Origin of the sequence: Pseudomonas sp. TH49, assembly GCF_016650625.1 — a bacterium.
Classification (GTDB): Bacteria; Pseudomonadota; Gammaproteobacteria; order Pseudomonadales; family Pseudomonadaceae; genus Aquipseudomonas; species Aquipseudomonas fluorescens_H.
The window spans coordinates 35934-54104 of record NZ_JAEKFL010000002.1 but is presented as its reverse complement, the minus strand read 5'-3'; the positions used below and the strand labels follow the sequence as shown (position 1 = coordinate 54104).

Sequence of the window (18171 nt, the reverse complement as noted above, 5' to 3'; positions counted from 1 at the left end):
AGCGGGCTTGCTCGCGAAGGCGCCAGACCTGACACCGGAAAACCTCAGACATAAAAAAACCCGCACCTCTCACAAGGCGCGGGTTCTTTCACGACTTCAAGCGATCAACGCTCCAGCAGGATCCGCAGCATGCGGCGCAGCGGTTCGGCCGCGCCCCACAGCAGTTGGTCGCCGACGGTGAAGGCACCGACGAATTGCGACCCCATGTTCAGCTTGCGCAGACGACCCACCGGTACGTTCAGGGTGCCGGTGACCTTGGTCGGGCTCAGCTCCTGCATGCTGATGTCGCGGTTGTTCGGCACCAGTTTGACCCAAGGGTTGTGCTGGCTGATCAGCCCTTCGATGTCGGCGATCGGCACGTCTTTGTTCAGCTTGATGGTCAGCGCCTGGCTGTGGCAACGCATGGCGCCGATGCGCACGCAGATGCCGTCGACCGGGATCGGGCTCTTGAAGCGGCCGAGGATCTTGTTGGTCTCGGCCTGGGCCTTCCACTCTTCGCGGCTCTGGCCGTTCGGCAGTTCCTTGTCGATCCACGGAATCAGGCTGCCGGCCAGCGGTACGCCGAAGTTTTCGGTCGGGTAAGCGTCGCTGCGCATGGCTTCGGCCACGCGACGGTCGATGTCGAGGATCGCGCTGGCGGGGTCAGCCAGTTGATCGGCGACAGCGGCGTGAGTCGCCCCCATCTGCTTGATCAGTTCACGCATGTTCTGCGCGCCGGCACCAGAGGCCGCCTGATAAGTCATGGCGCTCATCCACTCGACCAGACCGGCCTCGAACAGACCGCCCAGGCCCATCAGCATCAGGCTGACGGTGCAATTGCCACCGATGTAGTTCTTGGTGCCCGCGTCCAGTTGCTGGTCGATGACCTTGCGGTTGACCGGGTCGAGAATGATCACCGCGTCATCGTTCATGCGCAGGCTGGACGCCGCGTCGATCCAGTAACCCTGCCAGCCGGCTTCGCGCAGCTTGGGGAACACTTCGCTGGTGTAGTCGCCGCCCTGGCAGGTCAGGATCACGTCGAGGGTTTTCAGCTCTTCAATGCTGTAAGCGTCCTTGAGCGGAGCAATGTCCTTGCCCACGGACGGGCCTTGGCCACCGACATTGGAAGTGGTGAAAAACACCGGCTCGATAAGATCGAAATCCTGCTCTTCCAGCATCCGCTGCATGAGCACGGAACCGACCATGCCGCGCCAACCGATCAGACCTACACGTTTCATCGCAACTACACCTTCTTGAAAAGTGGGCCGCTGCTTTGTATTGAATTTCGCAGCGGGCCCGAGAGATTACAGATTCCGCAGCGCGGCGACTACTGCGTCACCCATTTCCTGCGTTCCGACTTTGGTACAACCGGCAGAATAAATGTCGCCGGTGCGCAAGCCTTGATCCAGCACCACGCTGACGGCTTTCTCGATGGCATCGGCCGCGTCGTGCAGATTGAAGCTGTAACGCAGCATCATCGACACCGACAAAATCGTTGCCAACGGGTTGGCAATGCCTTTGCCGGCGATGTCCGGCGCCGAACCGTGGCAAGGCTCGTACATGCCCTTGTTGTTCGAATCCAGCGAGGCCGAGGGCAGCATGCCGATCGAACCGGTAAGCATCGAGGCTTCGTCGGAGAGGATGTCGCCAAACATGTTGTCGGTGACGATCACGTCGAACTGCTTCGGCGCGCGCACCAGTTGCATGGCGGCGTTGTCGACGTACATGTGGCTCAGCTCGACTTCAGGGTAATCCTTGGCGACCTGCTCGACCACTTCACGCCACAGTTGGCTGGATGCCAGCACGTTGGCCTTGTCCACCGAGCAAAGTTTCTTGCCACGGACCATGGCCATGTCGAAACCGACACGGGCGATGCGGCGGATTTCGCTTTCGCTGTACGGCAGGGTGTCGTAGGACTGACGCTCGCCGTTTTCCAGGGTACGGGTGCCGCGTGGCGCGCCAAAGTAGATGCCGCCGGTCAGCTCACGGACGATCAGGATGTCCAGACCGGCAACGATTTCCGGCTTCAGGCTCGAAGCGTCGGCCAGTTGCGGGTAGAGGATCGCCGGACGCAGGTTGCCGAACAGGCCCAGTTGCGCACGAATCTTCAGCAGACCTCGCTCAGGGCGGATGTCACGCTCGATGGTGTCCCATTTCGGGCCGCCCACTGCGCCCAGCAGGACGGCGTCGGCAGCACGGGCACGGTCGAGGGTTTCGTCGGCCAGTGGCACGCCGTGCTTGTCGATGGCCGCGCCACCGATCACGTCATGGCTCAGCTCGAAGCCCAGGCTGTACTTGTCGTTGGCCAGCTCCAGCACCTTGACCGCTTCGGCCATGATTTCCGGACCAATACCGTCACCTGGGAGAATCAGAATCTGCTTGCTCATGCTTTCCTCATGTCATCAGTCGGAGCGCCCGCAGGCGCGCCCGGAAAAATTCTTAGCGTTCGGCCCACAGTACCAATACATCTGTACTGAACGAGCCATCGGCATCAATCTCAAAATACTCGCGCACTTCGTTGCCCATCGACTGCTGCAACTGGCGGATCGCCGCGCGCATCACTTCGGGTGTGCGCATGCGCTCGACCCAACTGCTGTATTCCAGACGCAGGCGCTGACGACTGGTGCTGCGGGTATGCAGCCCGGCCTCGCTGACCTGCCGCAGCCACTCGCCGGCGGAATAATCGCGCACGTGGCTGGTGTCGCGCAGCACTTCGACGCTTTGCAGGTAAGTGTCGAACAACGGACTGCCCGGTGACAACACGTCGATGAACGCTGCCACGCCACCCGGTTTCAGCACCCGGCGCACTTCACGCAGGGCCACCCCGAGGTCGCTCCAATGGTGCGCCGAATAACGGCTGAACACGTAATCGAATTCGCCATCGGCAAACGGCAGGCGCTCGGCGGCGCCGTTGACCGTGGAGATATTGGCAAAACCGCGATCAACGGCTGCGGCGGCGACCACGTCGAGCATTTGCTGCGACAGGTCGTAGGCCACCACTTCTTTCACCAGCGGCGCCACATGAAAACTCACATGACCGGCACCGCACCCCAGATCCAGCACCCGAGACTGGCCCTGCCCCGCCAGTTCAGCCTGTAGCAGCGCAAATTCAGTGCCTTGAGCGTGAACGGCGCTGCTCAGGTAGGCGGCGGCCTGTTCACCGAATTGCTTTTGTACAACCTGGGTGTGCTGGGCGGTGCTGGTCATGGGGACTTCCTTTTGATCTTGTGATGCCTGCTCCGGCCTCATCGCTGGCAAGCCAGCTCCCACAGGTTTTGTAAACACCGCAAATCCCTGTGGGAGCTGGCTTGCCAGCGATGGGGCCAGCCCTGACTACATCAATCTCGAATCAATTATGCGTCGCGAAACAACCACGGCTGGCTCACACGATGCTTGGCTTCAAACGCCGCAATCGCATCGCCGTCCTGCAAGGTCAGGCCAATATCGTCCAGACCATTGAGCAGGCAATGCTTGCGGAACGCGTCGATCTCGAAGCTCAACACCTTGCCATCCGGTCGGGTCACGGTCTGCGCCTGCAGATCGATCTGCAACTGGTAGCCCGGATTAGCCTCGACCTGCTTGAACAGCTCATCCACTTCAGCGTCGCTCAAGATGATCGGCAGCAAGCCGTTCTTGAAGCTGTTGTTGAAGAAGATGTCGGCGTAGCTCGGCGCGATGATGCTGCGGAAACCGTATTCTTCCAGCGCCCACGGGGCGTGTTCACGGCTGGAGCCGCACCCGAAGTTTTCGCGGGCGAGCAACACGCTGGCGCCTTGATAACGCTCGGCGTTGAGCACGAAGTCCTTGTTCAGCGGGCGCTTGGAGTTGTCCTGATACGGCTGGCCGACATCCAGGTAGCGCCACTCGTCGAACAGATTCGGGCCGAAACCGGTGCGCTTGATCGACTTCAAGAACTGCTTGGGAATGATCTGGTCGGTGTCGACGTTGGCACGATCCAGAGGCGCGACAAGACCAGTGTGCTGGGTAAAAGCTTTCATGCTGCGCTCCTTTTAGATCAATTCACGAACGTCGATGAAACGACCGTTCACCGCCGCCGCAGCGGCCATGGCCGGGCTCACGAGGTGGGTACGGCCACCGGCCCCCTGACGGCCTTCGAAGTTACGGTTGGAAGTCGAGGCGCAATGCTCGCCGGACTCCAAACGGTCCGGGTTCATCGCCAGGCACATCGAGCAACCCGGCTCACGCCATTCGAAACCGGCTTCGAGGAAAATCTTGTCCAAACCTTCGGCTTCCGCCTGCGCCTTCACCAGACCCGAGCCCGGTACGACGATTGCCTGCTTGATCGTCGAAGCGACTTTGCGACCCTTGGCGATCACGGCCGCAGCGCGCAGGTCTTCGATACGCGAGTTGGTGCAGGAACCGATGAACACGCGATCCAGCTGAATGTCGGTGATCGCCTGATTGGCAGTCAAACCCATGTATTTCAAGGCGCGGACAATCGAATCGCGCTTGACCAGATCCATCTCTTTCGCCGGATCCGGCACGTTCTGATCAACGGCCAGGACCATTTCCGGGGAGGTGCCCCAGCTGACTTGCGGCTTGATCTGCGCAGCGTCGAGTTCAACCACGGTGTCGAACTTGGCGTCGGCGTCGGACACCAGATCTTTCCAGGCTTCAACCGCCTGATCCCACTGCGCGCCTTTCGGTGCGAACGGACGGCCCTTGACGTACTCGACAGTCTTTTCGTCCGCAGCCACCAGACCTACACGGGCGCCGGCTTCGATGGACATGTTGCAGATGGTCATACGGCCTTCGACGGACAGATCGCGAATCGCGCTGCCGGCGAATTCGATGGCATGGCCGTTACCGCCGGCGGTACCGATCTTGCCGATTACCGCGAGGACGATGTCCTTGGCGGTCACGCCGAACGGCAATTGGCCTTCGACGCGCACCAGCATGTTGTTCATTTTCTTCGCGACCAGGCACTGGGTGGCGAGCACGTGCTCGACCTCGGAAGTGCCGATCCCGTGCGCCAAGGCACCGAAAGCGCCGTGGGTCGAGGTGTGCGAGTCGCCGCAGACCACGGTCATGCCCGGCAAGGTTGCGCCCTGCTCCGGGCTGATCACGTGGACGATGCCCTGACGGATGTCGTTCATCTTGAACTCGACAATGCCGTACTCATCACAGTTGTCATCGAGGGTCTGAACCTGCAAACGCGAGACCTGGTCGGCAATCGCTTCGATGCCGCCCTTGCGCTCGGGCGTGGTCGGTACGTTGTGGTCCGGGGTCGCGATGTTGGCATCGATGCGCCAAGGCTTGCGCCCGGCCAGACGCAGGCCTTCGAAGGCTTGCGGCGAGGTCACTTCGTGGATGATGTGACGATCGATGTAGATCAGCGCCGAGCCATCGTCGCGCTGTTTGACCAAATGCGAATCCCAGAGCTTGTCGTAGAGCGTTTTGCCGGCCATCAGACGGTTCCTCATCAGCTTGTTTCTATGCCTTGGGCTTATCAATAACCCTTTGGCTTGTGAGGCCGATCCTATGGCGTTACATTAAATAACTCAAATTCATATTTTTTATGCTTTGGATAACCAACTGGAATACGAACCATGGATCTGGCCAACCTCAATGCTTTTATTGCTATCGCCGAGACCGGCAGCTTCTCCGGCGCCGGGGAACGCCTGCATCTGACGCAGCCGGCGATCAGCAAACGCATCGCCGGACTGGAGCAACAACTGAAGGTGCGGTTGTTCGATCGACTGGGTCGTGAAGTCGGTCTGACCGAGGCCGGCCGCGCCCTGCTGCCCCGGGCGTACCAGATTCTCAACGTGCTGGACGACACCCGCCGCGCCCTGACCAACCTGACTGGCGAAGTCAGCGGCCGGCTGACCCTGGCCACCAGTCACCACATCGGCCTGCACCGTTTGCCGCCGCTATTGAGGGAATTCACCCGCCGCTACCCACAAGTGGCGCTGGATATTCAGTTTCTCGATTCGGAAGTGGCCTACGAGGAAATTCTCCATGGCCGCGCTGAACTGGCAGTCATCACTCTGGCGCCAGAGCCACACACGCTGGTCAAAGCCACGCCGGTGTGGGACGACCCGCTGGATTTCGTGGTGGCGCCGGAGCATTCGCTGATCAGCAACGGCGCGGTGAGTCTGGCGGATATTGCCGGTCATCCGGCGGTTTTTCCCGGAGGCAACACCTTTACTCATCATATTGTCCAACGTTTGTTCGAAGCCCAAGGGCTGACGCCGAACATCGCCATGAGCACCAACTACCTGGAAACCATCAAGATGATGGTCTCCATCGGTCTGGCCTGGAGTGTTCTGCCACGCACCATGCTTGATGAACAGGTCGCGCGCATACCTTTGCCGGGCATACAGCTCAGTCGCCAGCTAGGCTATATCGTGCACACCGAACGGACGCTGTCGAATGCAGCAAGGGCCTTCATGGCTTTGCTGGATGCGCAAATCGATCTGCCAGGGACTCCGGGCTAACTTGTGCTACTCCTACAGAGCCGCTGTCCCTGTGCCTAACGCCACCATCAGCTCAAGGCCCGTTAACAATGCCGAAATCTGTTGACCGAATTCCGCCGATGCCGCGTATTCAGGCCATTGATCCGCGACGTTCCGAGCAGAGCTGGGAGAGTGCGCCGCAATTGCTCGCCGCGCTCAACGGCGCCCGGCTCGGTGCCTGGTATTGGGACATCGAGCGCGGGCAGATCAGTTGGTCACGGGGCACCCAGGCGCTGTTCGGCTTCGATCCACGGCAACCGCTGCCGCAGGATCTGGAATACCTCGACCTGTTGCCGCCCGAGGACCGCGCGAAAACCGTCAGGGCATTCCACGCGGTGATTGCCGGAGCACCGCTGGAACAGGCGATGCACCACCGCATCCGCTGGCCCGATGGCAGTCTGCACTGGCTGGAAATCAGCGGCAGTCTGCTACCGGACAAACAGGGGCGTCCTCGAATGATCGGGGTGATTCGCGAAATCACCCACCAGCGCCAACGCGAGCAGGCCCTGAGCAGCTCGGAGAAACGTTTCGCCACACTCTTTCACCTGTGCCCGAACATGGTGCTGCTGACGCGCCAGGAAGACGGTCTGATCACCGAGGCCAACCAATATTTCGAAAGCCTGTTCGGTTGGCCGGTACAGAGCGCCATTGGCCGCACCACCCTGGAGCTGGGCCTGTGGGTGCACCCGGAGCAACGCGCAGAACTGGTGAAAAGGACCAAGGCCAAGGGCGAACTGATCAGCATGGAAGTGCAGTTCCGTGCCAGCAACGGGCAGATTCATGACGGCATCCTCAGCGCGCAGAAGGTCGAACTCGAGGGCCAGCCGTATCTGCTCAGCACGTTTCTCGACACCACCGAACGCAAAGCCGCCGAACATGCCTTGAAAGACAGCCAGGAACGCCTCGATCTGGCGCTGGACTCGGCGCAGCTCGGCACCTGGGACTGGCACATCCCCAGCGGCATGCTCTATGGCTCGGCACGGGCCGCGCAACTGCACGGGCTGGAGCCGATCCCGTTTCACGAGTCATTCGAAGAGTTCTTTGAAGGCGTGCCCGGCGAAGAACGCGACAGCATGCGCGACGCCTACCGCAGCCTGCGCGAAGGCCCGGCGGGCAATTATCAGCTGACCTACCGCGTGCAATTGCCGGATGGCAGCTCACGCTATCTGGAAAGCCGCGCCCGCCTCTATCGCGACGAGAACGGCGCGCCGCTGCGCATGGCCGGGACCTTGCTGGACATCACTGATCAGGTCGAGCGCGAGCAACGTCTGGTGGCCTCGGAAGAGAAATTCGCCACGTTGTTCCAGGTCAGCCCCGATCCGATCTGCGTCACGCGGCAGGACAGCGGCGAGTTCATCGAAATCAATAACAGCTTCACCCAGACCTTCGGCTGGAGCGCCGCCGACGTGATCGGCCGCACCGCCGAAGACATCGGCCTGTGGGACGCCTCGGCGAAAAGCCTGCAACGCATCGAGCGGGTGATCCGCGAACAGGGCCTGAGCAATGTCGCGATCATCGTCCAGCACAAGGACGGCCAGTCACTGACCTGTGTGATTTCCAGCCGACAGATCAGCGTTGGCAATCAGCCGTGCATCGTCACCACTTTGCGCGACATCACCCAGCAGCAGCGCTCCGAAGCCGCACTCAAGGCCAGCGAAGAGAAATTCGCCAAAGCGTTTCACTCCAGCCCCGATGCGATCACCATCACCGAGCGCGACACCGGGCGTTATCTTGAGGTCAACGACGGTTTCTGCCGCCTCACCGGCTATCGCGCGGAAGAAGTGGTGGGCAAAACCGTGTACCAGATCGGCATCTGGGCCGAAGAGAAGCAACGCTCGGCGCTGTTTGCCGAATTGCAGATCAAAGGCCGCGTGCATCATCAGGAAATGCTCGGGCGCAACAAGCGCGGCGAAATGCTGACCGTGGAAGTGTCGATCGAACCGATCACCCTCAACGAAACCGCATGCCTGCTGCTGACCGCCCGCGACGTCAGCCTGCTGAAAAATGCTGAAGCGCAGATCCGTCACCTGGCCTATCACGACCCGCTGACCAATCTGCCCAACCGCGCCCTGCTGATGGATCGCCTGAGCCAGCAGATCGCCCTGCTCAAGCGCCACAATCTGCGCGGCGCGCTACTGTTCCTCGATCTTGACCACTTCAAGCACATCAACGACTCGCTCGGCCACCCGGTCGGCGACACGGTGCTGAAAATCGTCACTGCGCGGCTTGAAGCCAGCGTGCGCATGGAAGACACGGTGGCACGTCTCGGCGGCGATGAATTCGTGGTGCTGCTCAGCGGTCTGGAAGGCACGCGCAACGAGGTCAGCGCACAAGTGCGGGAACTGGCCGACACCATTCGCGAACTGCTGTCGGAGCCGATGTTCCTCGACGGCCAGCGCCTGCAAGTGACGCCGAGTATCGGCGTGGCACTGATTCCCGATCACGGCTCGACCCCGACCGATCTGCTCAAGCGCGCAGACATCGCCCTGTACCGGGCCAAGGACTCCGGGCGCAACACCACGCAGATGTACCACAACACCATGCAGAAGGCGGCCAGCGAACGGCTGCGCATGGAGACCGATCTGCGTCTGGCGCTGTCCCGTGGCGAATTCAACGTGCACTACCAGCCGCAGGTCGATGCGCGGGACAACCGCATCATTGGCGCCGAAGCCCTCGTGCGCTGGAATCATCCGGAACTCGGCGCGCAATCGCCCACCGAATTCATCAAGGTGCTGGAAGACAGCGGTCTGATTTTGGAAGTCGGCACCTGGATCCTCGACGAGGCCTGCGAAGCGTTCAAACAGCTGATTGCCTTGAAACTGGTTGACCCGTTCAACTTCAGCCTGTGCGTGAACATCAGCCCACGACAATTCCGCCAGAACGATTTCGTCGAACGCATCGAACACAGCATGAGCAGCCACGGCCTGCCCTGCTCGCTGCTGAAACTGGAGATCACCGAAGGCATCGTCATCCAGAACCTGGAAGACACCATCAGCAAAATGCGCCGCCTGAAAAAACTCGGCGTGAGCTTCGCCATGGACGATTTCGGCACCGGCTATTCATCGCTGACCTACCTCAAACGCCTGCCGGTGGACACCCTGAAAATCGACCAGTCATTCATCCGCGACGCGACCACCGACCCCAACGACGCCGAGATCATCCGCGCCATCGTCGCCATGGCCCGCAGCCTGGAACTGGAGGTGATTGCCGAAGGTGTCGAGACGCCGGAGCAACTGGCGTTCCTGCAGGGGCTGGGTTGCCATTTGTATCAGGGCTATCTGCACAGTCGGCCGGTGGCGTTGGAGGCGTTGAAAAAGATGCTGTCAGGAGGTGGGCAGCTTGCAACAGATCAGTAATTGTCAGGATTTGCGACAACCTGTAGGGTCGCGGTTTTTGCGCTGTTTCGAGATCGATCATGCAGGATGCAACCCTTCCCCGCCCAGCCCTGCTGGGCATTGACCTTGGCACCACCAACAGCCTGATCGCCGTCTGGCAGGATGGTCAGGCCCGATTGATTCCCAACGCCCTCGGCGAGGTACTTACCCCGTCAGTGGTCAGCCTCGATGAAGATGACACGATTCTGGTGGGCAAAGCCGCTCGCGCTCGCCTGACCACGCATCCCGACCGCACAGCCGCTGCCTTCAAGCGTTTCATGGGTAGCGACAAGCGGATCGAACTCGGAAGTCGCCACTTCAGCCCGGAAGAATTGTCGGCGCTGGTGCTCGGCTCGCTCAAACAGGACGCCGAATTCTTTCTCGGCCACCAGGTATCGGAAGCGGTAATTTCGGTGCCGGCGTATTTCAGTGACGAGCAACGCAAGCGCACCCTGTTCGCCGCCGAACTGGCCGGCCTCACCGTCACGCGCCTGATCAACGAACCGACCGCTGCCGCCATGGCCTACGGGCTGCACGAGCAAAAGTTCGAGCGCACGCTGATCTTTGATCTGGGTGGCGGCACGTTCGACGTGACGGTGCTGGAATACGCACTGCCGCTGATCGAAGTGCATGCCTCCACCGGCGATAACTTTCTCGGTGGTGAGGACTTTACCGCCGCGCTGATGCAGGCCTGCCTGAAAAACTGGCAACTGACCCCTTCAATGATTGATGCTCAAGGCATGGCCAGCCTTGGCGACGCGCTGGAGCAGCTCAAGTGCAAACTCGGCGAAGGCACCCAGTCATTGAGCTGGCGCCATGCCGACCGATCATTTGAATGGTCGCTGGACGAAGCCGCCGCCGTGAAGATCTGGGAGCCACTGCTCGCCCGCCTGCGCGCACCGATCGAACAGGCGCTGCGCGATGCGCGCCTGAAACCACGGGATCTCGACAGTCTGGTGCTGGTCGGTGGCGCCACTCGGATGCCGGCGGTGCAGCAGATGGTCGCCACGCTGTTCGGACGCTTGCCGTATCGGCATCTCGACCCCGACACCATCGTTGCACTCGGCGCGGCCACGCAAGCCGCCTGCAAGGCGCGTGATGGTGCGGTGGAAGAGTTGATCCTGACCGATGTCTGCCCTTACACGCTGGGTATTGCGACCATGCGCGGCAACGGTATCGACGGTGCTTTTTCGCCGATCATCGAACGTAACACCATCATCCCGACGTCACGGGTGGAGCGCTATCACACGACCTATCCCGGTCAGGCACAGATCCGCATTGCGGTCTATCAGGGCGAACGGCCGTGGGTACGCGACAACATCCTGATTGAGGCTTTCGATGTCGACTTGACGCCCTACGATCACATTCAGGAACTGGATGTGCGCTTCAGTTACGACATCAATGGGTTGCTCGAAGTCGACGTCACGCTGCTCGAGAGCGGTGATCGCCACAGCCACAGCATTGACCGCAGCCCCACGGGGCTGGATGAACAGGCGCGAAGGGAAAGTCATAACCGCCTGTCCACACTGAAGGTCCATCCACGTGATGCATTACCCAACCGCACATTGCTGGCCCGCCTGGAAAGAGCATGGATGCAGAGCCTCGGCACACAACGCGAACGCATTGCCGAATGGCTGCACAGCTTCACCACGATCCTCGGTGGTCAGCAACCATCAGAGATCGCAAACCATCGCTCAGAGCTCAACAAGGCGCTTGATCAACTGCGCCTCTAGCCGTTGAGCAGGCGTAATGCGGCCTGCAGGCCGCCGGACAGCATGGCGCTACCACCGCTGTCCGGCGGCACGCCATAGCGGTTGGGTAATTTGTCTCCCGGAAAACCGAACAGCACCAACGGCAGAAATGGCAGGACCGGTGACAGCGCCATGAATATCAGCAATGTGGGTATGCCCCGGCCCATGTCGTGCAACCGGCGCAGAATGGCGCCGAGCAACAGCAGAACACCGAGTAACAGGATCAGAATGCCAGAGGCCGTGGTACCACTGATCAGACCTGCCACCGGTGTAACCACCACAACTCCCAGAACCTGAGCAATAAAAGCCTTGCGCCCCAACCGCGATCCCAGGCGCCAGATCGCACCCGCCGGTACCGGCTGAATATTACTATTGGCCAGCAGTAACCGTTCCGACCAGGACAGCAAGGCACACAATGCCAGCCGTAACCCGATACTGTTCTGCACGTCATCCTTGCCCTGTTGCAATTGGCGCAGTACGCGCGTTTTCGGCACACCGGCAGCGCCATAACGAATCAGCCCCTTGAGTGCATCCAGTGCCTCATACGCCAGCAGTTTGTCGACACCAAAATCCGTCAACACCTTGCGCGGCGGCCACACCGGCTCGCCCTTGATCAAGCCGTCGCGAAAACCTTCGAACCAGTCGTCCTCACAACTGACCGCCGCGATCGACTGCAACAAGGCACGATGCTGTTCGGCGCCCAGGCTCGGGTCGTGATAGAGCACGCCCCAGAACATCAACAAACCCAGCAGATCGTCACCGCAGGCTTCCCGGTCGCTTTCAACGCAGGTGTAAAGCAAGATATTGGCAGGCAATCTGGCGCTGTCGAGAGCCTGTTGTACGCTGAATAATTGCTGCACCAACAAACCATGAACCGGATCATCGCCTTGCAGCCATCCCAGTAAACCACCGCAACTGCCTTGCTCACGCCGCAAGCGCTGCAACAGTGGCTGCAACCGAGCCAAAGGATGAGCAGGATTGAATGCCAGGCGCTCCAGGCACTGTGCATCAATCAACTGCAGCCAACGCTCGGGCTGCTCCAGCAACGCTAGTAAAAACAGAGTCTGGGCGTTCCACTCCCATGTGGCCTGCCCCAAGCCAACCGGCGGCAATTCAATACCGCGACGGCTCAACTGCAGCAGCAAATCAAGTTCGGACAAGTCGCAGTCGTCTTTGACAGCGCTCAGCCTGAACGCTTCGGCCATTCGCTCCAGCGCTGCGTCGCTGTAGGGCCGCAAGCGTCGCAGCCACAAACGACAGACTTTGTGCGGCTCGCCTTTTGTCAGCACCTCGGGCAAATACCGCGAATTCGAGTCCGCCTCGCAGAAAGCGTCCATGGCCTGCGCAATCGGGGCACTGCTCAACCAGCGCAGATGCTGCCCGGCCTGATATTTGAAACCGCTCAGCACCAGGCTTTCGAGCGCATCGACCGGCAGCGGCGCACCCAGAATCTGCTGCAGCAACGCCGAATCCCCTCGATGCAGCGCCCAGGCATGGCGGTACAGATGCAGCAATCGGCTATCGGCATTTTCGCCCAAGAGCTGTGCTAACAATGGGAGTTCATCGCCCGTCATGCGCCAGTCGACAAAGCTCTGCGCCAGACTATCAAGCTGCAACCGCCCGACATCCAGCCAACGATTCAGCGTCTCGGGCCGTTGTGACGGACTGCCATATACCTGGTATTCATCCCCGAGATCCTCTGACCAGTCAGCGCAGTCCTGCAGACGATCGAATGCCTGAATCAGCAGCGGTAGAAAGGTTGGCTGCCGCGTGGCGCACAATTCCAGCAGACGGCTTTCAGCCATCGGATGACGATGTTCGTTCCACAACCGGATCCAGCAAGGCAATGCCTGATCGTCCCGGCCCAACAAGCTGTTCTGACACGCCAACAGATACAGCCAGTCCACATCATCCGGTGCTGCAAGTTGCTGCTCGACACAGCACTGCAAAAATGTCGACGCACCGATTCCCGCTTGAGTGAACTGCACCAGCAAGCGCTTGATGAACGCAGCATCATCCGGCAACGGCAGGCACGTGTGCTGACTGGCGAAGTCGACGAACTCATGGAGGGGGCGCTGGGAGAAGATGAAGTCGAGGCTACGGGCGTACCACAGCGATTCAGTCTGCGCCGCCTCTGACCAGGCGCTCATCAGATCCGTGTCGAATGGGTCGGGCGTATCGATTCGCTGCAGAAAGGCTTCCACCCGGTGTGCGTCATCGAATTCCAGATCCAGCAACTGTTGATCCCAAGCCATGCGCTTGGCTAACAAGTTAGCGCAACGGTAGGACAACGGACCGGCGCCGACCATTCGGTGATAGAGCCCCCAGCTGAGTTCATCAAGTACATCCAGCGACAGCTCATCCAGTGTCTGGACAAATGTCTGCCATGCCGCGAAATTGAACCGGCGCGCTGGATCATCAAGCAGCTCGCAGAAATTCACGAACGCCTGAGGGATCGCGACGATCTCCTGCTCTGCCTCTTCGGACTGTTCTTCGGACTCGTCCTCCTCTTCTTCACGCGCCAGACGCATCGCGTTTTCGTAGGCCATGCGCAGCGCCTGAAAGCCTTCCGGATCGGTCTCCGGGTGATGCGACGGCAGGCGTGCGCGGTAGGCATTGCGAATCAAGGTTTCATCAGTCGTAGGCTCGATGCCCAGTCGGATCCAGCAACTCATGACCAGTCGAACTCCTTGAGCGATGCCGGCCGTGGCGGAAGATCAATTTCCATGTCCCAAGGCAAATCGGCCAGAAAGTGCGGAATGTTCTGCGCAAGACCACGGACAATCCGCAGGTTATGGGCGCTGTTACCCTGTCGGTCCAGCTCGCAAGCCAGCTCGTCATCGCTGGTGCTCAGACAACACCAAAAGGTCCGGCCCACCACAAAACCATTGAAATAAGCCATCCAGCTGCCGTAGTGAAATTGCGCCCTGATGGCCAAGCGACTGTGCAGCCAGTTGCTCTCGACCAGATCGATCCACTGATTGCGTACCGCACAACGCAGGAGAAAACCCATCCGCCCGTAATCCCAGGACAAAATCCCCCCGGGGCCGCAACTGCCGAACGTGCGGCTGGCGAATTCATGCAGGACACGCTCGCGGGGGCTCAATTCTTCGAGCAACGCCTGCCATTGACTCGGCAGACAACGCTGCCAAGCCAGATAGGCCCCACTGAGATGCTTGGCATGGCCGTCATCGGTCATCCATTCGAGCATGTCGAACAATTGCCGCCGATCATCGATCCCCCAGCTGTCTTTCAGATCGATGTAATGGTCATCGCAGAACGCGGGGTCGTCGTACCCAGCACCGGTATTGAGCGCAGCCATTGGTGCAGAAAGGGCGCACAGCCAGCGCTGTTGAATCTCGTCCATGAAAAAAGGCTCCAGGCCGACCGCCAAGGAGTGGGGCCGGCAAAACTGCGGCGGATTGTAGAGAAACCGCTGTCAGGGGCAAAGTCGAACAGCGCTTTTCTTGCGCCCACAAAAAAGGCCCCGACGGATCGGGGCCTTCATTCAGCGGCTCAGCGCCTGTTCAGGCATTTTGTATCTGCACGTGAATCAATGTTGCAGAGCCGGCTTTTGCGCCCCGCTGATCGGGATGCGCTTGGCCTTCGCTTCTTCCGGGATCACCCGCAACAGGTCGATGCTCAGCAGACCGTTGCTCAGATCGGCGGCCTTGATCTCGATGTGATCGGCCAGGCGGAAGGACAGCTTGAAAGCACGCTGGGCAATGCCTTGATGCAGGAAGGTCACGCCTTCGTTGGCATCACGCTTGCCGCCACTGATGGTCAGCACACCCTTCTCGACTTGCAGCTCCAGGTCTTCTTCCTGGAAACCGGCTGCCGCTACGACGATGCGGTATTGATCGTCACCGTGTTTTTCCACGTTGTAGGGTGGGTAGGTGCTGCCTGGCTCGTTGCGCAGCGCGGTTTCGAACAGATCGTTGAAACGGTCGAAACCAACCGAGGAACGGAACAGTGGTGCCAGGGAAAATGCAGTACTCATGGTTCAAATCTCCTGAAAACAATCAGCAAGGTTTTTTGACTCCGCGACCCGAATTCGGCATCGCGTACCCCTTAGATAGGGACCGCCAAAATGATTTCAAGAGATTATTTGAAGATTTTTTTCAGGCCGCTTCGGCGACGGGCAAACCGAGCAAACGCGAGACTTGATCCGGTTCTGTCTCACGACGCAGCACGGTAAACAGCTCGGTGGCCTCGGGATAATTGCGCGTCAGCATCGCCAGCCATTGCTTCAAGCGACCCGGCGATTGGCGTGCAGTCATCTGCGCCTTGGCTTGCAGCCAGAAGTCCTGAATCAGCGGCAGCAACTCGGCCCAGCTCATCTCGACCACTTCTTCACCGGCGCGCGCGGCAGCGATCTGCCGGGCCAGATCCGGGCGTGATACCAGACCGCGACCGAGCATGATGTCTTCGACGCCACTGATCTCGCGGCAGCGGCGCCAGTCCTCGACGCTCCAGATATCACCGTTGGCGAACACCGGCACCTTGACCACGTCCTGCACCCGCGGAAGCCACTCCCAATGCGCCGGCGGCTTGTAGCCATCGACCTTGGTCCGGGCGTGAACCACGATGTGCTCGGCGCCGCCCTCGGCCAGCGCAGTCGCGCAGACCAGCGAGCCGTCCGGGCTGTCGAAGCCCAGGCGCATCTTCGCGGTGACCGGGATATGTGCCGGCACGGCGCGACGCACGTGTTCGACGATGCTGTTGAGCAGTTCCGGCTCCTTGAGCAGCACTGCCCCGCCCCGGGATTTGTTGACGGTCTTGGCCGGGCAGCCGAAGTTCAGGTCGATGACTTCCGAACCGAGCTCGCAGGCCAGCGCCGCGTTTTCCGCCAGGCACACCGGATCGGAACCCAACAATTGCACGCGCAGCGGCACGCCGGAACGGGTACGGGCGCCGTTGAGCAGCTCCGGGCCGAACTTGTGGAAGTAGGCCGGGGTAAGCAACTGATCGTTGATCCGAATGAATTCGGTCACGCACCAGTCGATGCCGCCAACGCGGGTCAGCACGTCGCGCAGGATGTCGTCGACCAGCCCCTCCATGGGCGCCAGGGCAATTTGCATGGGGAAAACACTACTCAGGAAGAAAAAACGTGCGGCAGTTTACTGGATATCGCGCAAATCCGCAGAACAACACTCTTTCCTGTGGGAGCGAGCTTGCTCGCGAAAGCGGTGTATCAGTTGATGCAACCGTCACTGGCCCACCGCTTTCGCGAGCAAGCTCGCTCCCACATTAGAGCTGCACTGTTTCTGGACGTTGGATCGCCGGGCCATAACCCTCGATGAATTCCGCCGGCATGCGCTTGGGCTTGCCGGTAGACAGTTCGATGCAGACGAACGTGGTTTGGGCGCGCAGCAGGGTGGCGTTGTCGCTGGGGCGGATCAGCTGGAAGTGGCGGGTCATTTTCAGGCGCTGATCCCAATCGACGATCCAGGTCGCCAGTTGCAGCTCGTCGCCTTCGTAGGCCGCCGCCAGGTAATCGATTTCGTGGCGCACCACGGCCATCGCCCGGTCCAGGCGCCGGTACTCGACCAGATCCAGCCCCAGCCGCTGCGAGTGGCGCCAGGCGCAGCGTTCGAGCCAGGTCACGTACACCGCGTTGTTCGCGTGGCCCAGCCCGTCGATGTCCTCGGCGCCTACTTGCAGATCAATGGTGAACGGCGTTGCCCGATCCCAGCCCATGCCCCACTCCCGGTCAGATTATTCAACCGGGGCAGTGTAACGGATGTCAGGCCGATTGCCGCGCCTGAAGGCTGCGCCCCGCCAACAGTGATAACACCCCATCAACCACCCGAGGGTCGGCCAGCACCCGCTGGTGGCCGCCGCTTTCCAGGCGCAGCAGACGACTGTCGAACCATGATTCGTGGATCAGTTGAGATTCCTTGACCGAGACGAAGGTGTCGTCCTCGGCATGCACGATCAGGCCCGGCATATCCAGTTGATAGTGCGCGACATCGAGGGTCGCGGCACGCATGCCGACGTCCTGCTCGACCTGGCGGATGAACGCCGAGCGCGCCCGCGGTGGCATGCCGACATAGCGGGCAAAACCGCGCAGCACGCCGAGGATCCGCGCGGGAGCTGCGATGCTGACGAGGGTTTCGGTGCGCAGGCCCAGTTGCACGGCAAGCATGGCGCTGGCGCCGCCCATCGAGTGGCCGATGACGGCCTGAAGAGGTGGCAGTTCCGCAGCGGCTTCGAGCATGGCGCGGGCGAACAGCACGACATTGGCCTCGCGCCCCGGTGAGCGGCCGTGGGCCGGGCCGTCCAGCGCGACAACGGTGTAACCGGCCTCGACCAGCGCGGTGATCAACGCCGCAAACTGCGTGGGTCGCCCTTCCCAGCCGTGCATCAACAGCACCGCCGGTCCCTGGCCCCAGCGCAGCGCCGACAGGCCGAAACGCAGCGTGATGCGTTCGGCGCTCGCCAGCAGCGGCAGCTCCCAATCGCGCAGCGGCAGCGAACGTGGCGTCATGAACGCCTGACGCATTTTGCTTGCTACCCGTTGCGGTGCAATCCAGCCCAAGGTGCCATTAACGCCACGAACCCACTTCAACGTGTTCATCGCTCTCT

Annotated in this window: 14 protein-coding genes; 3 read left to right on the top strand and 11 right to left on the bottom strand. The window is 60.7% G+C overall.

The annotated features are described in order from the left end of the window. Nucleotides 1-104 precede the first annotated feature (104 nt). The 5 genes from asd to leuC form a co-directional block, all read right to left on the bottom strand. Complete coding sequence (gene asd / locus JFU48_RS17550; RefSeq protein ID WP_003226428.1) at nucleotides 105-1217, bottom strand: aspartate-semialdehyde dehydrogenase; 1113 nt, start codon at nucleotides 1215-1217, stop codon at nucleotides 105-107. A gap of 66 nt (nucleotides 1218-1283) precedes the next feature. Then, nucleotides 1284-2366: a 3-isopropylmalate dehydrogenase gene (leuB, locus tag JFU48_RS17545; protein WP_003226430.1), complete on the bottom strand. Its 1083-nt coding sequence runs from the start codon at nucleotides 2364-2366 to the stop codon at nucleotides 1284-1286. Between the two features lie 52 nt (nucleotides 2367-2418). Beyond that, nucleotides 2419-3186 (bottom strand): class I SAM-dependent methyltransferase, encoded by a 768-nt coding sequence (locus JFU48_RS17540; RefSeq protein ID WP_201137125.1) that lies wholly within the window; start codon nucleotides 3184-3186, stop codon nucleotides 2419-2421. Between the two features lie 146 nt (nucleotides 3187-3332). Continuing rightward, complete coding sequence (gene leuD, locus JFU48_RS17535; protein WP_103484400.1) at nucleotides 3333-3977, bottom strand: 3-isopropylmalate dehydratase small subunit; 645 nt, start codon at nucleotides 3975-3977, stop codon at nucleotides 3333-3335. A 12-nt stretch (nucleotides 3978-3989) separates the two neighbouring features. Continuing rightward, on the bottom strand, nucleotides 3990-5408 hold the full coding sequence (gene leuC / locus JFU48_RS17530) for a 3-isopropylmalate dehydratase large subunit (RefSeq protein WP_201137124.1): 1419 nt from the start codon (nucleotides 5406-5408) through the stop codon (nucleotides 3990-3992). 141 nt (nucleotides 5409-5549) lie between these two features. Here leuC and JFU48_RS17525 point away from each other — a divergent pair, with 141 nt between their 5' ends. The 3 genes from JFU48_RS17525 to JFU48_RS17515 all read left to right on the top strand — a co-directional run bounded on the left by JFU48_RS17525 (nucleotide 5550) and on the right by JFU48_RS17515 (nucleotide 11565). After that, the gene (locus JFU48_RS17525; RefSeq protein WP_007969232.1) at nucleotides 5550-6440 is read left to right on the top strand and encodes a LysR family transcriptional regulator; all 891 of its coding nucleotides are present in this window, start codon (nucleotides 5550-5552) and stop codon (nucleotides 6438-6440) included. Nucleotides 6441-6508: 68 nt separating this feature from the next. Further along, entirely contained in the window at nucleotides 6509-9814 is a 3306-nt protein-coding gene (locus JFU48_RS17520; protein ID WP_201137123.1) for a bifunctional diguanylate cyclase/phosphodiesterase, read from the top strand. Nucleotides 9815-9873: 59 nt separating this feature from the next. Beyond that, nucleotides 9874-11565, top strand: coding sequence for a molecular chaperone HscC (locus JFU48_RS17515; protein WP_201137122.1), 1692 nt, complete (start codon nucleotides 9874-9876; stop codon nucleotides 11563-11565). On the opposite strand, the gene JFU48_RS17510 is transcribed toward JFU48_RS17515, so the two are convergent. The 6 genes from JFU48_RS17510 to JFU48_RS17485 all read right to left on the bottom strand — a co-directional run bounded on the left by JFU48_RS17510 (nucleotide 11562) and on the right by JFU48_RS17485 (nucleotide 18163). Continuing rightward, nucleotides 11562-14258 (bottom strand): DUF805 domain-containing protein, encoded by a 2697-nt coding sequence (locus JFU48_RS17510; RefSeq protein WP_201137121.1) that lies wholly within the window; start codon nucleotides 14256-14258, stop codon nucleotides 11562-11564. The genes JFU48_RS17515 and JFU48_RS17510 overlap by 4 nt on opposite strands. Continuing rightward, on the bottom strand, nucleotides 14255-14950 hold the full coding sequence (locus JFU48_RS17505) for a DUF1266 domain-containing protein (protein WP_201137120.1): 696 nt from the start codon (nucleotides 14948-14950) through the stop codon (nucleotides 14255-14257). The genes JFU48_RS17510 and JFU48_RS17505 overlap by 4 nt, the downstream gene beginning before the upstream one ends. Nucleotides 14951-15136: 186 nt before the next feature. Next, nucleotides 15137-15583, bottom strand: a complete 447-nt coding sequence (locus tag JFU48_RS17500; RefSeq protein ID WP_201137119.1) for an Hsp20 family protein — start codon at nucleotides 15581-15583, stop codon at nucleotides 15137-15139. 121 nt (nucleotides 15584-15704) lie between these two features. Then, nucleotides 15705-16664: a tRNA dihydrouridine synthase gene (locus tag JFU48_RS17495; protein WP_201137118.1), complete on the bottom strand. Its 960-nt coding sequence runs from the start codon at nucleotides 16662-16664 to the stop codon at nucleotides 15705-15707. A 169-nt stretch (nucleotides 16665-16833) separates the two neighbouring features. After that, on the bottom strand, nucleotides 16834-17283 hold the full coding sequence (locus JFU48_RS17490) for an acyl-CoA thioesterase (protein ID WP_201137117.1): 450 nt from the start codon (nucleotides 17281-17283) through the stop codon (nucleotides 16834-16836). Nucleotides 17284-17329: 46 nt separating this feature from the next. Beyond that, a complete protein-coding gene (locus JFU48_RS17485) occupies nucleotides 17330-18163 on the bottom strand; it encodes an alpha/beta fold hydrolase (protein WP_003226446.1) in 834 nt (277 codons plus the stop codon). Between the last annotated feature and the right edge of the window lie 8 nt (nucleotides 18164-18171).

Excerpts from the sequence above, each read along its gene's own strand:
- asd (WP_003226428.1), bottom strand. The coding sequence starts at position 1,217 with ATGAAACGTGTAGGTCTGATCGGTTGGCGCGGCATGGTCGGTTCCGTG.
- leuB (WP_003226430.1), bottom strand. The coding sequence starts at position 2,366 with ATGAGCAAGCAGATTCTGATTCTCCCAGGTGACGGTATTGGTCCGGAA.
- JFU48_RS17540 (WP_201137125.1), bottom strand. The coding sequence starts at position 3,186 with ATGACCAGCACCGCCCAGCACACCCAGGTTGTACAAAAGCAATTCGGT.
- leuD (WP_103484400.1), bottom strand. The coding sequence starts at position 3,977 with ATGAAAGCTTTTACCCAGCACACTGGTCTTGTCGCGCCTCTGGATCGT.
- leuC (WP_201137124.1), bottom strand. The coding sequence starts at position 5,408 with ATGGCCGGCAAAACGCTCTACGACAAGCTCTGGGATTCGCATTTGGTC.
- JFU48_RS17525 (WP_007969232.1), top strand. The coding sequence starts at position 5,550 with ATGGATCTGGCCAACCTCAATGCTTTTATTGCTATCGCCGAGACCGGC.
- JFU48_RS17520 (WP_201137123.1), top strand. The coding sequence starts at position 6,509 with ATGCCGAAATCTGTTGACCGAATTCCGCCGATGCCGCGTATTCAGGCC.
- JFU48_RS17515 (WP_201137122.1), top strand. The coding sequence starts at position 9,874 with ATGCAGGATGCAACCCTTCCCCGCCCAGCCCTGCTGGGCATTGACCTT.
- JFU48_RS17510 (WP_201137121.1), bottom strand. The coding sequence starts at position 14,258 with ATGAGTTGCTGGATCCGACTGGGCATCGAGCCTACGACTGATGAAACC.
- JFU48_RS17505 (WP_201137120.1), bottom strand. The coding sequence starts at position 14,950 with ATGGACGAGATTCAACAGCGCTGGCTGTGCGCCCTTTCTGCACCAATG.
- JFU48_RS17500 (WP_201137119.1), bottom strand. The coding sequence starts at position 15,583 with ATGAGTACTGCATTTTCCCTGGCACCACTGTTCCGTTCCTCGGTTGGT.
- JFU48_RS17495 (WP_201137118.1), bottom strand. The coding sequence starts at position 16,664 with ATGCAAATTGCCCTGGCGCCCATGGAGGGGCTGGTCGACGACATCCTG.
- JFU48_RS17490 (WP_201137117.1), bottom strand. The coding sequence starts at position 17,283 with ATGGGCTGGGATCGGGCAACGCCGTTCACCATTGATCTGCAAGTAGGC.
- JFU48_RS17485 (WP_003226446.1), bottom strand. The coding sequence starts at position 18,163 with ATGAACACGTTGAAGTGGGTTCGTGGCGTTAATGGCACCTTGGGCTGG.